Genomic DNA, 14,361 nt, shown 5'->3' with positions numbered 1-14,361 from the left:
GCGTTGGCCGCCGTGGCACGTCTGATCGACGGCGGCTTCCCCGACGCCGCGATCACCCTGTCCGAGTACACGCTCGACCTGTTGGAAGCCACACGCCATCTGCGGGGCTTCGGCCACGCCGAAGCGGTGACTCTCGATGGCCGAACGCTGTGCTTGCCGAGTATGTCGTCCGTGCAGGTCAGGCGGCATGGTGGTACTCGTTGAGGAGGCCACCCGGGCGTGGCCGCAGGCGGACACGGAGTCGAGTGACGGCTGCTCGGTCGGTGGCTGGTCGTAGCGGTGGTTGTAGTGGTCTGGCGTTGTTGATGCCTTGGTGGGGTCAGTCGGCGTTGTAGAACTTTTCGTGATCGCGCAGCGCGTGGAGCAGGTGCTGCTGGTTCCGGATCAGCGTGCGGTCGAGGAGTTCGCGTCGGCTGCTGTGGATCCAGCGTTCCGTGATCGAGTTCATGCGCGGTATCCGAACACCGGTGAGGGCGACCTGGGTGCCCGCGTCGGCGAGGACGGCGTCGAACAGGGCGGGGAACTTTCCGTCGCGGTCTCGGATCAGGAATCGTGCGGGTCTGCCTGCGTCTTCGAGGATCTGCCAGACGGCGGAGGCTTGCGACTGTGATGGCGAGTACGTGGAGTGCGGTCCACTTCCGCGCGACCAGGCGTCGGTGCCACGCAGGATGGTTCCCGGTGTCACCAACCGGTGCTCGCGCAGCCACCGGGGGAGTCGGCGCACCAACGCGGCGAGCATCGCACGATCGACCCACTCCAGCAGGGGACCGGGGTGGTTCATCGCAGCAGGGCGCCCTCGTGCCGCAGTACCTGCGGCTCGACGTCCTTGGCCGCGGAGGACCGTCTGGGCAGAACCAGCCAGTCGCCGAGTCGGACGAAGATCAGGTACAGCAGTCGTAACGTCACATCTCACGATCGTGCCCTGGAGGTCCAGTGTGCGCGCTCGTCGCGACTCAGCATGCCAGTGGACAGTTTTGGCAACCACCACGGGGTCAGGTGCGGCACCTGTGGTGGCGGTCGCACAGTGAGCGCAGGAATTCGCCCATCGCGACGGCCGTGGGTTCGTCCTGGGCGCGGGGATCGCGGATGGGGACCTCTTTCTCGTCCAGCTCGTGCGCCACGACCGCGGTGCCCACGCGGGCGACGGTGAACGACCGGTGGGTCGCTGTGCGATCTCCGATGCGGCCCGCCGGCCGGTGGAACGTCTTGACGAACGCCTCGTCGGCGTTGATGTCGTCGCGAGGCAAGCGGTCGCTCTGCGGGCCGGTCGTGCAGCGGTCGATCGCGTCGAACAGCTGCAGGTACGCCTGGTGCGCCGTGCCTGGGTCGGGGTAGGCGGCCACTTGCCAGATCCTGGTCGCGTCGGCCGACTGGGTGGCGGCGCGGAACGCGGTGCGGCGCGCGTCCGCTTCCATGGTGGTGCGCTCGCCGCCTCCGATGTCGATCGGGCATGCCTCCGCGGGTGCCCAGGCCGCGTAGTAGTCGGTGTCCACGGTGGTGCCCGGTTGCCCTTCGACGGGTAGCACCAGGTCAGCGAGTGCGTCTCGGGTCGCGTCCGGAGGTGCCGAGGACGTGCCGCTGGTCGCAGGATCAACGGCACCGGTACCGGTTGTGGCGCAACCGGACGCCACGACCAGCAGCAGGGAAGACAGCAGCAGGGCCGATCGCCGGGCCACGGGACGGTCTCCCTCCAGGTCGATCATTCGCGTACCCAGGTTTCACCCGCGACGCCGCCCGTCGTGTAGCGGGGTGCTGAAGCGCCCTTGATCAGGCGGAACGCGGCGCCGTCGCGGTCGATCCGACTGGTGTTGGCCTCTCCGCGCGCGACCCAGTCGATCTCGACGACGTACCGGCAGTCGCACGGCTGGGTCCGCTCGACGTTGAGCAGGAACACCTCCGGGTCGGATCCGGAGATCTTGAACGGGAACGGCGTGGCCGGCTCGGGGGCCTGGCCGGATTGCCTGGTGATCTCGATCGGGACGACGACGGGGTTGGGCCGGTCCAGGTCGACGGCGAAGTTGCGCGGCGGGATTTCCGTACCACCGCACTTGGGTGCGAGCAGCGCGCCGGTCGTCGGCGGCGGCAGCACCTGGAAGTCGACGAGTCTCATGCCCGTCAACAACACCGCCTCGTCACCGACGGTCTGCGCAGTGATCAACAGATCGGTGCGCATGTACCCGTCGGCCTCGTCCCTCAGTTGCTCCAGGTCTGTGGTCGCGAGCGCTTGCGCCACTCGCTCCTCTTCGACGTAGAAACCGCTGTTGCACGGGTCGATGTTCCCGCCGTACTCCGCGCCGCGGATCGCTACCTCCGCAACAGCGGGTGGGGTGGTCCCGTCCTGCACCACGACGGTGGTCGCAGTGGGACGGAGAACGACCATGGCACCGATCACCAGCACGCCCACACCGGCCACCGCGAGCCAGACCCGCTTGTCGGAGAACCCGACGGAGCCGTGGACGGTTCCGACCTGTACCACGGTGCCCTCGACCGTGTCGATGCGGTTGCGCGTGTTGTGGCCGCGCGGATTCTCTTCGTCCACCCGACAACTATGGCGCATCAGGTCAAGTGAAACGTCGCGCCCCTCGATGGGCGAAATTGCGAGGGAGGGTCACTTTTGGCTCGGGCGCGAAGAGGTCGTCGACGAACGGACGCGGTGCACCGGCGCTGTGCTTGCCGAGAATGTCGTCCGTCCAGGTCAGGCGGCATGGTGGCACTCGTTGCGGATGCATTTGGTTCCGGATCAGCGTGCGGTCGAGGAGTTCGCGTCGGCTTCTGTGTATCCAGCGTTCCGTAGTCGTGTTCGTGCGCGGGATGCGGACGCCGCCAAGGACGACCTGGATGCCGGCGTCGGCGAGGATGTCGTCGAGCGGGGCGGTGAACTCGCTGTCCCGCTCCCGGACCAGGAATCGCGCGCAGTCGCCTACCACCGCAGCACCGTCTTCGGACGGACCAGCAGTCGGAGTCGACGAAGAGTGGTGGACGGGAGTCGGTGCAGCAGTGCCGCGAGGAATGTGCGGTCGCCTGGAGAGGACCGCAGACGGGTGTCACCGAGTTGGCGTCCAGGACGGTGATCTGGTGCCGCAACACGCGGATCTCCGCATCTTTGTCCCGGTCGCTCATGGGGAGCAGGCGCAGAAGCGCGAAGGTTGGTCACACCGAGGTAGTCCAGTCGGAGCAGCACAGCCGATCACCATGCCAGCTGATCGATGCCACGGCACAGGGCGACCGTGCCCGTGAGCGCTTCGAGGTATCGGGCTTGGTGCGTCTTCTATCTGCATGGATCAGGTTTTCGGCAGGCACAAGGTTGTCCAGCACCGTCATCACAGTCGTGTAGGCGAGCTTGCGGTCCTGGCCGGCACGTCGCGCACGTCGCGCACGCGCAGCGGACCAGTTCCGCGCCACAGCACGTCCATCACCACGGTTTCGAGCTCGCCAAGCCCCTGCATCACGCCTCCTGCTTGTCCTAGCAGGACGTGATGCAGGGGTGGGTCAGCGCGGTCAGTGACCTCCGTGGCGCAGGCCCTGCATCTCGGTGATCTCCGCCTGCTGGTCGTCGCTGATCTTCTGGGCCAGCTCCTTGGCGTCGGTGTTGCCGCCCTGCTGCAACTCCGTCGTCGCCATGTCGATCGCGCCCTGGTGGTGCTTGACCATGCCTTCGAGGAACAGCCGGTCGAAGTCCGCGTCCTTGGCGGCCTTGAGCTTGTCCATCTCCTCGGCGCTCATCATGCCGGGCATCGAGGACATGTGACCCTCGTGGACCGTGCTGGGGAGCGGTTCCGCGCCCCACGCCTTGAGCCACTCGGTCATGGTCTTGATCTCGGGGTCCTGTGCCTTCTCGATGCGTCCGGCCAGGTCGAGCACCGTGGTGTTGGTGGTGCGCCCCTGCGCCAGCTTCGCCATGTCGATCGCGCCCGCATGGTGGGGGATCATCTCCTGGGCGAAGGAGATGTCGGCGTCGTTGTGATCATCGGACGGCGCTGAAGCCGCGCTCGTCGTCGTGGGCGTCGCACTCGTGGAGCCCATGTCGTGGCCGCCCGTGTCCGAGTTGGAGCAACCGGCGAGCACGAGGCCGGTGGTCAGGACGGCAAGCGCCGCCCCGACCAGGTTCTTCCTGGTCATGGTGATGTCGTTCCTTTGTGTCCTGCTGATTGGTTGACGTGTGGGGCGCGTTCGTCCGCGGTGCACGGCGACGCGCGACCTGTCACAGCCGCAGGACGCAGAGGGAGGCCAACACGGCCGGTGTGCCGCGAGGACGTGGGGGAGGGGCGCGAGGCCCCGACACGTGCATCGAGAGTCGATCGAACAGCTCGGCCACCGCACGCCGGCGCGACGCCAGCAGGATCAGACCGAGACCGAGCGCCGCGCCCAGGACGGCCAGGCAGAGGTGCAACATGTCGTGCCCACCGCTCGGCGCAGGCTCCTGCTCTCGCGACGTGGCGTGCCCGTCGTCGCAACACCCGATCGCGACGGCCATGGTCGAGTGCGTGACCGCCTCATGGGTGGCGAGGTGATGCATTCCGACCACGGCGAGCGCGACGGCCCCCACGAGCGCCCAGTGCAGGCTCGGGTACGGACCGTCGTGCGCGCGCAGCCAGCCTACCGATACGGGCGCGGGGGCCTGCGCTCCACTCGCCGGCGGTTCGGTGGCCGGTTCGGCTCGCCGCAGGCGGCCGGTCCACGGCTCTTCGGTCGCGTCCGCTCAATTCCGGGCAACGATGAACGGCGGTCGTGCCAGGGGCGAGGTGGCGCGTGCAGCCGTCGTTGCTGCCGACCGGCCGCTCGTTCCACCATGTTGGCCGTGCCGGGTGCACCCGCCGGCGGGGCGGCGGTGCGCGTGGAGTTCGAGGGCGACGCCTTCTGCGGTGCGGCGTATAGCCGGGGCCGTTGATCAATTTCCGACCACCGCCTCCGCCGCCCTCCTGGCGCGGACTGCGTGACGGTTTCGAGCCGCGGAACTGCGCGCTCGTGGATCGTCCTGACATGCGTTCGAACGAGTGCGCGACGATTGTTGGGCGGTTCTTCCCCGACCGGCGTGCGACTGCCGGCGGAGCGGGCACGGGTGCATCGGTGATTAGGGCGGGCTGCGTGGATCGGTGCGAGCATGAGCGGATGGTTGATCGGTTCCGGCGTCTGGTCGGGCCGTTGCCCGCTTGGCGGGTTGAGGAGCAGGACGGGGTTCCGGTGCTGGTCGACGCGCTGGACGGTGGCGGGCTGGTGCTGCGGCTGGACAGCCGGTGGAACTTGTACCTGGCGCGGTACTTCCGGGCGCGTGGTCAACGGACTCCACACCGGTGATCCAACCGGCGGCTGGGTCCGCACATCCCTTTTTCCGTGCTCCGGCGGCGTGCTGGTGGGCCCGCGTGCCCGTGGAGTCCACGTTCACATACCGCGCGATCCGCCGGCGTCGGCAGAGGCCCGCAACGCGGTCGAATCCGAGGCCGTCCGATGCGTGAGCCTCGCCGTCACTGTCGTGGAGGCGACGATACGAAGCGAGGGCTTCCTGGCAGTGCTTGTGAGCGTTGTCCTACTGAGGTCGTCAGTTCGACGAGGTGGTATCGCTGCTGCGCGCCACGGCGTCGTGGATGAGGGGCTGCGTGCAGGGGTTGCCGGTCAGCCCACCGGGCCGGGCTCGGCTCCGTCTGCACGGCGGACCAGTTCGGCCCACACGGTCTTGCCCGCGGAGTGGACGTCGACACCCCACCGGCGTGCCAAGCCGTCGACGAGGACCAAGCCGCAGCCCCGTGTCCCGCTCCGTCGGGAGTCCCTCCGGACGGGTACCTCGCGGCACGCGTCCTCGACCTCGATCCGCACCGTCGACGAGGCCGTCGACCTCCAGGCCCTGACCACGACCGGGGGCCGCCCGTGGCTGTGGGCGTTGGCCGTCAGCTCCGCGATGACCAACCACACCTTCTCCGCGCACTCCTCGTCTTCCCGGTACAACGCCGCCCGCACCCACCGTCGCAGCTCTTCTGACGACGTTCGCGAGGCCGGCAGGTCCATGCTCAACACGAGCCGACCCCCTTCACGTCCGTCATCCTGCGCCTTGACGCCAACCTGCTCGACCGCACTCATCGCCTCGACCTACCCGGGAAATCCGATCTGCACACCGACACCGGCGGCTCGTGTCGTCGCCGTGACGACCGGTCTGCCAGAGCGGGTATGAGATGCCGTATCTGTGCCTTGTGAGGCCACAGGCATCGAGGGCGTGCAGTGAACACTGTCGATCTTCCGCGAAAGAGCGTCGATCTCGACCTGCCCGACAGCCGCCCGTCCACAGCAGCCCTGATGGCACTGGTCACCGACATGGCGGCCGGGGTCGGTGACGATCGGCTGGTGGACATCCAGGTCGTCGCCGCGCAGTTGGTCGGGAACGCCTACCGGCATGCCCGGGCACCGCGGCGGTTGCGGGTGTACCCGTTGCCCGATCGCGATCTGGTGCGGATCGAGGTGGGCGACGCCAGTTCGAGCCTGCTGCCGGTTCTGGGCAGGTTGGGCGCCCCCGAACACGGGCGCGGCCTGCTCATGGTCAACCGGCTGTCGGTCAACTGGGGACATCGACATGACGCCGACCGGAAAACCGTCTGGGCCGAGGTCCGATCGGCTTGAGCCGTTCGCGAACGCCGCGGCCGGGGACGACCGGTGGGCGTGATCACCGGTGGCGGCACGGACGACTCTCCTCAGGCTTGGTCTCGTAGCCGCACGTTCCGCTCCGTGGACTGGGGAGCGCCCGCGCACGGCCACGATCGTGGCCGTCACCGCTCGCCAGGCGATGTTCACCACGACCGGCGCGGGCTTCGCCGGCTCGGGCCGAGCTGCACGCTGATCCAGGGTGTTGTCGAGGCGCTCGGTTGAGGTTCCGTGCCGAGCGGCGTGGGTCGCGCGATTCCGAACTCGCCGGTTCCGGCTACTTCTTGATTGGTGCTTCGTGTCAAGAGCGGGGGTGGCGGCGACGTGCCGGAGATGCCCAGGCAGCACGGGCGCTGCTCGCTCAACGCCTCCGTGCCGCCTGGGCCCGGACCACTGGAAGCGGTCCTACCGCCGTGCGATCGCTCGTTGCGGCATTACGCCAGTTACCCGAGTTGTGCAGGCGTACACCGCAGGGGTGGGGTTCGTGCGCTGAACACGGTGACCGCTCCGTGTCGGCCGCCGAACCACGCGCAGTAGAGCGGTAGCCCCGGTCCGGGCCGTCGAGCAGGAACTCCCACGCACTGGCGTTGAAGTCGGTTAGTCGTCGTCCTCCAGCACACGCGGTCGTGTGCGCCCAGCCCAGGCGTGTGTTCCACCAGGCCCGCCCTGCGCATCCCCTCGACCTCACCTGTCGCTGGTGCTCGCCAGCCGCACGGATCCGCACTGCCTCGAAGATTCGCCGCTCGATGCCACCGGCACTCCTCGGTGAGGGCCGCCCGGGACGCCACCCGAAGATCGGTCACCCTGGACGGACCGTGACATGCGGTGGTCTTGGAGATCGGGTGAGCCCGCCGGCCATGCACATCGCGCATCGTCGCAGATCAACGCACCTGATCCACCGGATCGAGTAAACCTGTGATCGCTGGAGTAGACATTCGCACGCCGGTGTGTGTAGTGTTCTCCCTGTCGAACAGAAGAGAAGGTCCTATCGGCGCGGGAGAGGATGAACTGCCCGCGAGTTGGGAGCAGTACGGCTTTGTCGGCCGGGACCGGTGGTAGCAGGTTCTGCGGGCGAAGCCAAGGGCAGTCGGCACAGGTAGTACCGGGAGCACAACCGCAATTCGCTCGACAGCAGTTCGCACGGCCCGGAGTCCGACAGTCAGCAGTGGAAGTAGCAGCATCGGTCAGGCGCGCTGGAGCCGATCAGTGGAAGGGGTTCCGGCACGGTGGCCGCAGGCGGTTGGTGAGGTGAGCCGGAGTGTTCGACGAGTCCGGTGCCGACCGCCGAGGCAGTACGGGCAAGGCAAGGATCGACAGAGAAGGGAAGGGTTGCACGCCATCGGATCGCCTGCCTCGGAGTGAAGTCGTCCGGGTGGGTACCGCACTCCAGATCGATTGGATGGTGGTTTCCGGTTACGTACATGCGATCCCCGCGTTGTCCGGAGTTCGTACGGATGGCGTGGACATGACAAGCCGGTCCCAGGGCCGGTTGGTGGAAGTGAACCCGTAACCCCAGGGGCCCGGCGCCGATATGGTGCCGGGCCCCTCTTCACGCGCGGAGGTGCGATGACCCCAGAGACGGCCGAGCCGCGGCCGGCGGCCGACAAGTTCGACGACGACCACTACCCGGCCTACACGATGGGCGGGGCGGCGGAGATGCTCGGCACCACGCCGGGGTTCCTGCGCAGCCTGGACGAGGCGAAGCTGATCCAGCCCCGACGTTCACCGGGCGGGCACCGCCGCTACTCCCGCCACCAGTTGCGCATCGCCGCCCGCGTCCGGGAACTCGTCGACCAGGGCACCGGACTGGGTGCCGCGTGCCGCATCGTCACCCTGGAGGACCAGCTCCGGGAAGCACGCGACCTCAACGACAAGCTCTCGCCACCACCCGGACAGGACTACCCGCCACTGCGCGGCGTGTGAAGCAGGCAGGCCCGGGACGTCGATTGCCGATCGGGCAACCTCCGGCAGGGCAACGGGCAAACGTGCCCGCCACCCCTCGACGTCCCGAATCCCGACGCCGGAACACCGGGTTCGACCCTCGGCGAGATGCGACCCCGCCGGACCGGGCGTAGAGGAGCGGGCATTCGCGACCACGCGACGGGCACGGGGGAGCCGGTCGCCGGTCGCAATCCCGGCCGGATCAGTCCCGCCGTGCTGTGTCGGCCGACGCTCACGACAGCGGCCACGTGCGCATCATCGGTGAACCGATCGGGTCGACCCGCACCGACGCGGAGCACCCCGCGTGCGCCCAGCACGAGGCGATGATGAACCTGGCGTCGGCCGGCCGCGACCTCACCATCCTCTGCCAGTACGACACCTCGTGCCTCGACCCGCGCGTCCTGGGCGGTGCCCTGGTCACCCACCCCTGCGGTCTGCCCGGCGCCCGCTGCGGCGTCGGCGGTCGGTACGACCCCGACGCCATCGTCAGCCGGTTGAACCGACGCGCGGCTTGCGGTTCGTGCGCGGGGGAAGCCCGCGGCGGCAGTGCGGAGCTCCGGTCGGTGTCGCCGGCGAAGTGCCACATCAGCAGGCCTTGTGCCAAGCCGATTGTGTGGCCGGCGTCGAACGGAGTGGTCAGGTGTCGCACCACCTGCTCGCTGTCGTGCAGGGCGATCGGCAGGATGACCTCGTAGGGGTGGTCGTCGCACCGGTGGGTTCCCTCGCAGCAGCAGTACTGCGGCGGTGAGGGACTGAAGGGTGGGCGGGAGCAGCACGAGGCAGCTGCGGTGGCCGCGTACGGCGAGACGTGCGGTGAACAGGGGCCGGCGGTGGTCCTGTCCGGTGTCGCCAGGCGGCGCGGTTCATGGTGGCGCGGTACCTCGCGAACCGGGTCACCGTGGTCCCAGCGAGGTCGGGCGGCGCGTGACCGGTGGTCATGGCCACGTCGACCTCGCCGAGGCGGTCGACCGCGAGGAGCGCCAAGTCGCCACCCGGGACGGTGTGGACCAGGTGTGAGGTGAACGGGCGTGTGGCCTCTTCGTGCCCTTAGCCCTGGACCGACTTGACCATCCGGGCCAAGTCGGGAGCCAGGGTGCCGCTACGCCACCGACGGGCGCGGACCCCAGCGGTTCGGGTGTGTCCTGGTCGTCCGGTGTGCGATCGCTTCGTGGAACCGGCGGGTGCGAGAGGCGCGGGAGGGGTGGTGGAAAACCGGTCAGGGGATGGGGATGCGGCACCAGACGACTTTGCTGTGGCCTTCGTGGCGTACGCCCCAGTCGTTGCAGATCGTTTCGATCATGTTCATGCCGTTGCCCCGTTCAGGGCTGATGCTGGAGGAGCCGACGACCGGTGTGCGGTCGGGGGTGGCGTCGCGGGCCTCGACGACGAGTTCGGGTCCGCGGTCGGGGTGGACTTCCGTGCGCAGGAGCAGGTGTCGGGGGTGGTCGGCGTGGTCGCAGGCGTTGGACGCCAGCTCCGTTGCCACCAGTTGCACGTCCACGACGAAGTCCTCGTCGCACGTGTGCAGTACCTCGCCGACGCGGTTCCGCACGGCGGCGAGGTCGTCACAGTGCACCGAGGTGTCCACCGCCACCTGGCCGGTGGTCCGGCCCGCGTCGGCGTGACCGTCCGCGCCGCGCTCGTCGTGCGGGATCGTCGTTGCTTCGCGTGACCCGGTCGCGCTGTCCGTGGTCGGAGCGTGTCCCGCCGCGTCGAGGTGTTCAGGGTTCGAGCGGGCATCGTTCACCGGATCGGGTTGCCCGAAAGTCGTGCACCCCATGCACGATTAGCCCATTCGGTTCAATGTCGGTGTGGGTGTCATGCGAACAGGTGTTCGTCCGGTCGTCGCTATCGTGTCTCGGCGCGTGTCTTCGACAGGTTCCCGGAGCGGCACTGGGGGGAGGACGCCGGTCGGAGCGCGAGCGGATCGCCTCGGTGTCACCCGTGGAGTCCGGGTGAACGCCCAGTGGTCTTGCCCGATCGTGTGAGACGTCCAGCAGGAGAGGCAGGGCCCATGTCGGCGCCGTTGTCGGCGTGCAGTTCGGTGCGGTTGGTCCCGTGCCAGTCCAGGCAGAGCACGGCGGCGTCGTCCTGGAGGTGGTCGCCGCAGGCGTCCTCCACGACCCTGGTCACCGCCTGTACCACCTCTCTGGGTGCAGCCCTTCCGTCTCGCGGAGCACAGGTCCCGACCTGCGAGGAGGCCACCACCACCGGTACGGACCGCAACGCCCTGTCGGCCTTCGTCACCGTGCACAGCCGCACCGGGGCTGTCTGCCAGGGCTTCGGCAACCATGAGCGCATCGCCCGGGTCGTACTCCACCAGCAGCACGTCCAGCACCGCTTCGTGGTCGAACCCCGAGGAACCCACCGCGTTGCCCACGCGCTGACTCGCTCGGCGTGGTGCCGTCGTCTGAACTCGTGGTCAAGGCCGGTGATCCGCACGGTTATGCCGCGGGCGGCGTACTTGGTGGCGATGGCGTCGAGCGCGGCGACGGAGGAGGCGTCCCGGATGTGGGCGGCGGTGAGGCCGATGACGACACTGTCGGGGTCGTTCGCGTAGCCGAACTGGGAGACGAGGGTTGCTGGAGGCGAAGAACAGCTCGCCGGTGCGGTGTGGACGTGGCGGGGCCACGGAGTGCCAGTCGAAGGTGCCGATCGCGACGAGGGCCGTGCCCCGGGGTCGTCCACCCGCTCGTGACCGCGAGGCGGTACCGGCCGAGCCGTCCTCGACACCCGGCCGCACCTCGCCACCGGTGGAGCGGTGTGCGCCGCCCGTCACCTGTCGGCCGGCTCCGGCGTGATCAGGATTCCCGAGGAGGTCCGGTGGGTAGCTGGCCGGTGCGGGCGAGGTGGTCGACGACGTCGTGCAGCTTGGTGTTGGTGGCCTGGCTGGCGCGCACGAGCATGGCGAACGCTTCGTCGGCGGTGATCTTGTGGCGTTCCATCAGGATGCCCTTGCCCTGGCCTATCAGGTCGCGGTTGTGCATGCCCAGACCGAGCTGCTCCTCGCGCCGGGCGGTGGCCAGGGCGACCGCGGCGTGGGTGGCGAAGAGCAGTCCGACGTGCTCGGAGTCCTGGTCGAACGCGGCGGACTCGGACGAGTAGAGGGTGAGCGCGCCGAGGTCGTCGTCGACGACGAACAGCTGGAAGGACAGCATGCTCAGCACGCCCAGCTCGCGGACGCGCGTGGCGAAGGCGGGCCACCGGGGCTCGGTGCGCAGGTCGGGCACGGTGACGGTGAGGTGCCGGCGCAGCGAGTCGAGGCAGGGCCCCTGCCCGGTGTCGTACTGGGCCTGGTCGATCCGGTCGACGAGATCCGCGGTGCGCGCGACGGTGTGCACCCGGCGCTTGCCCAGCACCATCATGATCCCGGCGTGCCGCGCCCCGGGGATCGCCTCCGCCGCGGTGCGCACCACCTCGTCCAGGGTGTCGCGGGTGCTGTCCTGGTGCTGCAACGACCGGGCGATCCTGCCCAGCCGCACGGCCACCTCGTTCCACCGGCCACCATCGGAGGTGGGCAACGCGCCCCGCGTCGTGTGCTCCCGCCGATCCACGTCACGGCCGTTCATGGAAGCCTCCCACGACACGCGCCTGGTTCACCGACATCAAACCCCGCCTGTCCCCACCGGGCACGTCGATCCTGATCACCCGGGATTGCCACTCAAAAGATCGTTCACACCCGCTCGGGACGCGACGACTCCGAACGGCGGGTGCGTGCCCTGCTGGACGATCTCGCCGTGCCCGCGCGGGCGGGGTGTGACCTCGCGCTCAGGTCGGCCTCCTTGACGGATCCGGATGAACTCAATCAATCGTTGACTCAATAGATGCTGACTGGTCTTCCGATCTGGTGGTGCGGGCACGTCTGCACGCCGCGCTGGGCGAGCCCGCCCGGTTGGCGGTCGTGGACCGGTCGCTGCTGGGTGACGCCTCGCCCGGCGAGGTCGGGCGGGAGCTGGGGTCGCCCGGCAACCTGCCGGCCCACCACGTGAAGTTGCTGGAGCAGGCCGGACTGGTGGGGCGGTCGTGCTCGGAGGGCGATGCCCGGCGCACCTGCCTCCGGTTGTGGACGGCGGCGTTGTCCGGCCTGGTGCCCTCGAGGGTGCGGCGGGCGTCGCGGGTGCGAGGCGGTCGGTCATGCCGGGCCGGAAGGCATGCAGCGGCTGCTGACCTTCTACGCGCGGCCGGATCGGGGTTGCATCCTGTACCCGGGTACAGGCTTACCGTTGTCGGCATGAACATCGAGAGAGAACAGTCCGCGGCGGGGTGGGTGCCGGGGGCGTGCACGCTGCCCACGGCGCAGCGGCCGTTGCGGGTCGCGGAGTTCGACGACCTGTTCGCCACGGCGGTGACCGGGGTGCGACGGCGGGACCGCACCACGCTGCTGCTGGAGCTGGAGCGCACCCCGGAGACCGCCGCGCGGGCGGCGGACCTGATGGTCCGGGAGAACGGGTGCTGCTCGTTCTTCGCCTTTTCCCTCACTGTCGCCGACGACGGCCTGGAGTTGACCGTCGCGGTGCCGGCGGCGCACGTCGACGTGCTGGACGCGTTGGCCATCCGGGTGCCGGCGGCGTGAACGGCCTGCGCAGCGGGCAGTTGGCCGACGCGGCGGGGGTGAATCCGCAGACGTTGCGCTACTACGAGCGCATCGGCCTATTGGCCGAGCCGGAACGGACCCCGGGCGGGCACCGGATGTACCCGCCGGAGGCGGTCACCGTGCTGCGGGTGGTCAAGGCCGCGCAGCGGCTCGGGTTCACCCTGGACGAGGTTGCCGACCTGCTGGAGGCCGGCCGCCACCGGCACGGCACCACCGGACCCTCCGGGCTGCGGGAGCGCGTGGCGGTGAAGGTGGCCGACGTCGAGACCCGCATCGCCGACCTCGGGGTCATCCGCGACACCCTGCGCACCGCGCTCACCGCCGGCTGCACGGACCTGATCGCCTGCTCCCGCACCCCGTCCTGCCCCATCCCGTTCTCCGACCTCGCCGAGGAGAAGCCCGCCGATGTTCCGTGCTGCCGCCCCTGACCGACCCGGCCGCCGCCGGGCCACGCGTCTGACATGGATCGGCGGCACCGCCTGCGCGTCCTGTTGCGTCCTGCCACCCGTTCTGGTCGCGGCCGGGCTGCTCGGCGGCGGCGCGGCCGCCGTGCTCGAACAGGTCCTGATCGCCGTCTCGGCCTTGCTGGTCGGCGCGGCGGCCCTGGCCTGGCGGCTGGTCCGCCGACGCCGCCCCGGCACCGGGTGCGCCAGTGGCACCGGGACGGGCGGGGGCTGCGGCTGCTCCACCACCGGCGGCTGTGGCGACACTCCGAAGGCCGGGTCGGGGACCGCCGGGTTATCGTCACGATCATGACCCTGGCGCGATCCCTGCTCCTGCTCGCCCTGGCCGCGCTCGCCGAGATCGGCAGCGCATGGCTGGTGTGGCAGGGCGTGTGAGAGCGCCGCGGCCTGCTGTGAATTACCGGCGGTACTCGCGCTGGGCGCCTACGGTTTCGTCGCCACCCTGCAACTCGACGCCCACTTCGGCCGCACCCTGGCCGCCCACGGCGGCGTGTTCGTCGCCGACTCCCTGGCCTGGGGCGTGGTCGTGGACAAAGTTCCAGCTCGACCGCTGGGGCTACCTCGGCGCCGTGATCTGCCCGGCCGGCGTCGCCGTGATCATGTACGCGCCCCGCTGATCGCATCCGGTCCGGGATCGCGCCGGGTCCGCCGTGCGTCCCGCGCGGCGGTCACCGGCTCGGCGCGCGCCGGCCGGGGTGCGCAGTGGCCGGAATCCCCGGCGGGCGTACCCGGCCT

Annotated in this window: 18 protein-coding genes and 3 pseudogenes; 8 read left to right on the top strand and 13 right to left on the bottom strand. The window is 69.6% G+C overall.

Features of this window, described 5'->3' with window-relative positions; genetic code table 11:
- Nucleotides 1-204, top strand: a 204-nt coding sequence (locus AB0G02_RS16660; RefSeq protein WP_360794578.1) for a hypothetical protein, incomplete at its 5' end; no start/stop codon positions are given.
- A gap of 115 nt (nt 205-319) precedes the next feature.
- Here AB0G02_RS16660 and AB0G02_RS16655 read toward each other — a convergent pair.
- The 8 genes and pseudogenes from AB0G02_RS16655 to AB0G02_RS16620 form a co-directional block, all read right to left on the bottom strand.
- Entirely contained in the window at nt 320-739 is a 420-nt protein-coding gene (locus tag AB0G02_RS16655) for a hypothetical protein (protein WP_360794576.1), read from the bottom strand.
- A 38-nt stretch (nt 740-777) separates the two neighbouring features.
- Nucleotides 778-906, bottom strand: a complete 129-nt coding sequence (locus AB0G02_RS16650) for a hypothetical protein (RefSeq protein WP_360794574.1) — start codon at nt 904-906, stop codon at nt 778-780.
- Between the two features lie 86 nt (nt 907-992).
- A complete protein-coding gene (locus AB0G02_RS16645) occupies nt 993-1,526 on the bottom strand; it encodes a hypothetical protein (protein WP_360794572.1) in 534 nt (177 codons plus the stop codon).
- A 173-nt stretch (nt 1,527-1,699) separates the two neighbouring features.
- Nucleotides 1,700-2,539: a hypothetical protein gene (locus AB0G02_RS16640; RefSeq protein ID WP_360794570.1), complete on the bottom strand. Its 840-nt coding sequence runs from the start codon at nt 2,537-2,539 to the stop codon at nt 1,700-1,702.
- Nucleotides 2,540-2,561: 22 nt separating this feature from the next.
- Nucleotides 2,562-2,927 carry a hypothetical protein gene (locus AB0G02_RS16635; RefSeq protein WP_360794568.1) on the bottom strand — a complete coding sequence of 122 codons (366 nt, stop codon included), beginning with the start codon at nt 2,925-2,927 and terminating at the stop codon, nt 2,562-2,564.
- 373 nt (nt 2,928-3,300) lie between these two features.
- Nucleotides 3,301-3,446 (bottom strand): annotated as a pseudogene (locus AB0G02_RS16630) (BlaI/MecI/CopY family transcriptional regulator); the annotation flags it as partial.
- Nucleotides 3,447-3,498: 52 nt separating this feature from the next.
- Nucleotides 3,499-4,119: a DUF305 domain-containing protein gene (locus tag AB0G02_RS16625; protein ID WP_360794566.1), complete on the bottom strand. Its 621-nt coding sequence runs from the start codon at nt 4,117-4,119 to the stop codon at nt 3,499-3,501.
- An 82-nt stretch (nt 4,120-4,201) separates the two neighbouring features.
- Complete coding sequence (locus AB0G02_RS16620; RefSeq protein WP_360794564.1) at nt 4,202-4,393, bottom strand: hypothetical protein; 192 nt, start codon at nt 4,391-4,393, stop codon at nt 4,202-4,204.
- A 716-nt stretch (nt 4,394-5,109) separates the two neighbouring features.
- On the opposite strand from AB0G02_RS16620, the gene AB0G02_RS16615 reads away from it, so the two are divergent.
- On the top strand, nt 5,110-5,295 hold the full coding sequence (locus tag AB0G02_RS16615) for a hypothetical protein (RefSeq protein WP_360794562.1): 186 nt from the start codon (nt 5,110-5,112) through the stop codon (nt 5,293-5,295).
- Nucleotides 5,296-5,610: 315 nt separating this feature from the next.
- On the opposite strand, the gene AB0G02_RS16610 is transcribed toward AB0G02_RS16615, so the two are convergent.
- Nucleotides 5,611-6,000 (bottom strand): ATP-binding protein, encoded by a 390-nt coding sequence (locus AB0G02_RS16610; RefSeq protein ID WP_360794580.1) that lies wholly within the window; start codon nt 5,998-6,000, stop codon nt 5,611-5,613.
- A 210-nt stretch (nt 6,001-6,210) separates the two neighbouring features.
- On the opposite strand from AB0G02_RS16610, the gene AB0G02_RS16605 reads away from it, so the two are divergent.
- The 3 genes from AB0G02_RS16605 (at nt 6,211) to AB0G02_RS16595 (ending at nt 9,263) form a co-directional block, all read left to right on the top strand.
- Complete coding sequence (locus tag AB0G02_RS16605; RefSeq protein ID WP_360794560.1) at nt 6,211-6,606, top strand: ATP-binding protein; 396 nt, start codon at nt 6,211-6,213, stop codon at nt 6,604-6,606.
- 1,587 nt (nt 6,607-8,193) lie between these two features.
- Nucleotides 8,194-8,550 carry a MerR family transcriptional regulator gene (locus tag AB0G02_RS16600; RefSeq protein ID WP_360794558.1) on the top strand — a complete coding sequence of 119 codons (357 nt, stop codon included), beginning with the start codon at nt 8,194-8,196 and terminating at the stop codon, nt 8,548-8,550.
- A 266-nt stretch (nt 8,551-8,816) separates the two neighbouring features.
- Nucleotides 8,817-9,263: an MEDS domain-containing protein gene (locus AB0G02_RS16595; protein WP_360794556.1), complete on the top strand. Its 447-nt coding sequence runs from the start codon at nt 8,817-8,819 to the stop codon at nt 9,261-9,263.
- Nucleotides 9,264-9,784: 521 nt separating this feature from the next.
- Here the strand turns inward: AB0G02_RS16595 and AB0G02_RS16590 are convergent.
- The 4 genes and pseudogenes from AB0G02_RS16590 to AB0G02_RS16575 form a co-directional block, all read right to left on the bottom strand.
- A complete protein-coding gene (locus AB0G02_RS16590) occupies nt 9,785-10,162 on the bottom strand; it encodes an ATP-binding protein (protein ID WP_360794554.1) in 378 nt (125 codons plus the stop codon).
- Nucleotides 10,163-10,506: 344 nt separating this feature from the next.
- The gene (locus AB0G02_RS16585; protein ID WP_360794582.1) at nt 10,507-10,701 is read right to left on the bottom strand and encodes a hypothetical protein; all 195 of its coding nucleotides are present in this window, start codon (nt 10,699-10,701) and stop codon (nt 10,507-10,509) included.
- Between the two features lie 288 nt (nt 10,702-10,989).
- Nucleotides 10,990-11,182 (bottom strand): annotated as a pseudogene (locus AB0G02_RS16580) (STAS domain-containing protein); the annotation flags it as partial.
- Between the two features lie 187 nt (nt 11,183-11,369).
- The gene (locus tag AB0G02_RS16575) at nt 11,370-12,137 is read right to left on the bottom strand and encodes a GAF and ANTAR domain-containing protein (RefSeq protein WP_360794552.1); all 768 of its coding nucleotides are present in this window, start codon (nt 12,135-12,137) and stop codon (nt 11,370-11,372) included.
- A 662-nt stretch (nt 12,138-12,799) separates the two neighbouring features.
- On the opposite strand from AB0G02_RS16575, the gene AB0G02_RS16570 reads away from it, so the two are divergent.
- The 3 genes and pseudogenes from AB0G02_RS16570 to AB0G02_RS16560 all read left to right on the top strand — a co-directional run bounded on the left by AB0G02_RS16570 (nt 12,800) and on the right by AB0G02_RS16560 (nt 14,243).
- Entirely contained in the window at nt 12,800-13,141 is a 342-nt protein-coding gene (locus tag AB0G02_RS16570; protein WP_360794550.1) for a hypothetical protein, read from the top strand.
- Nucleotides 13,138-13,590, top strand: a complete 453-nt coding sequence (locus AB0G02_RS16565; protein WP_360794548.1) for a MerR family transcriptional regulator — start codon at nt 13,138-13,140, stop codon at nt 13,588-13,590. The genes AB0G02_RS16570 and AB0G02_RS16565 overlap by 4 nt, the downstream gene beginning before the upstream one ends.
- A 321-nt stretch (nt 13,591-13,911) precedes the next feature.
- A pseudogene (locus AB0G02_RS16560) lies at nt 13,912-14,243 on the top strand (YnfA family protein).
- Nucleotides 14,244-14,361 lie beyond the last annotated feature (118 nt).

This window comes from Actinosynnema sp. NPDC023658 (assembly GCF_040639995.1).
Classification (GTDB): Bacteria; Actinomycetota; Actinomycetes; order Mycobacteriales; family Pseudonocardiaceae; genus Actinosynnema.
The sequence above is the reverse complement of the archived record's forward strand: the minus strand, read 5'-3'. Positions and strand labels throughout refer to the sequence as shown.